Genomic DNA, 1,052 nt, shown 5'->3' with positions numbered 1-1,052 from the left:
AAAACCTACGGTGGTTCTGCTCGTGCATTCGACCAGATCGATAACGCACCAGAAGAAAAAGCTCGTGGTATCACCATCAACACTTCTCACGTTGAGTACGACACCCCGACTCGCCACTACGCACACGTAGACTGCCCAGGCCACGCCGACTATGTTAAAAACATGATCACCGGTGCTGCGCAGATGGACGGCGCGATCCTGGTAGTTGCTGCGACTGACGGCCCAATGCCTCAGACTCGTGAGCACATCCTGCTGGGTCGTCAGGTAGGCGTTCCTTACATCATCGTGTTCCTGAACAAGTGCGACATGGTTGATGACGAAGAGCTGCTGGAACTGGTAGAGATGGAAGTTCGTGAACTGCTGTCTCAGTACGATTTCCCAGGCGACGATACCCCAATCGTTCGTGGTTCTGCTCTGAAAGCGCTGGAAGGCGAAGCAGAGTGGGAAGCGAAAATCATCGAACTGGCTGGCTTCCTGGATTCTTACATCCCAGAACCAGAGCGTGCGATTGACAAGCCATTCCTGCTGCCAATCGAAGACGTATTCTCCATCTCCGGTCGTGGTACCGTTGTTACCGGTCGTGTAGAGCGCGGTATCATCAAAGTTGGCGAAGAAGTTGAAATCGTTGGTATCAAAGAGACTGCGAAGTCTACCTGTACTGGCGTTGAAATGTTCCGCAAACTGCTGGACGAAGGCCGTGCTGGTGAGAACGTTGGTGTTCTGCTGCGTGGTATCAAACGTGAAGAAATCGAACGTGGTCAGGTTCTGGCGAAGCCAGGCTCAATCAAGCCACACACCAAGTTCGAATCTGAAGTGTACATCCTGTCCAAAGACGAAGGCGGCCGTCATACTCCGTTCTTCAAAGGCTACCGTCCACAGTTCTACTTCCGTACAACTGACGTGACCGGTACCATCGAACTGCCAGAAGGCGTTGAGATGGTAATGCCAGGCGACAACATCAAGATGGTTGTGACTCTGATCCACCCAATCGCGATGGACGACGGTCTGCGTTTCGCAATCCGTGAAGGTGGCCGTACCGTTGGCGCGGGCGT

The 1,052-nt window shown here is 53.3% G+C and carries 1 protein-coding gene; it reads left to right on the top strand.

The features are described from left to right. Positions 1 to 1,052 (top strand): elongation factor Tu (gene tuf / locus EKN83_RS23215; RefSeq protein WP_048226993.1); only part of this gene is annotated, 1,052 nt, incomplete at both ends.

Source organism: Enterobacter sp. WCHEn090032, assembly GCF_003986875.1.
Lineage (GTDB): Bacteria > Pseudomonadota > Gammaproteobacteria > Enterobacterales > Enterobacteriaceae > Enterobacter > Enterobacter sichuanensis.
The sequence above is the reverse complement of the archived record's forward strand: the minus strand, read 5'-3'. Positions and strand labels throughout refer to the sequence as shown.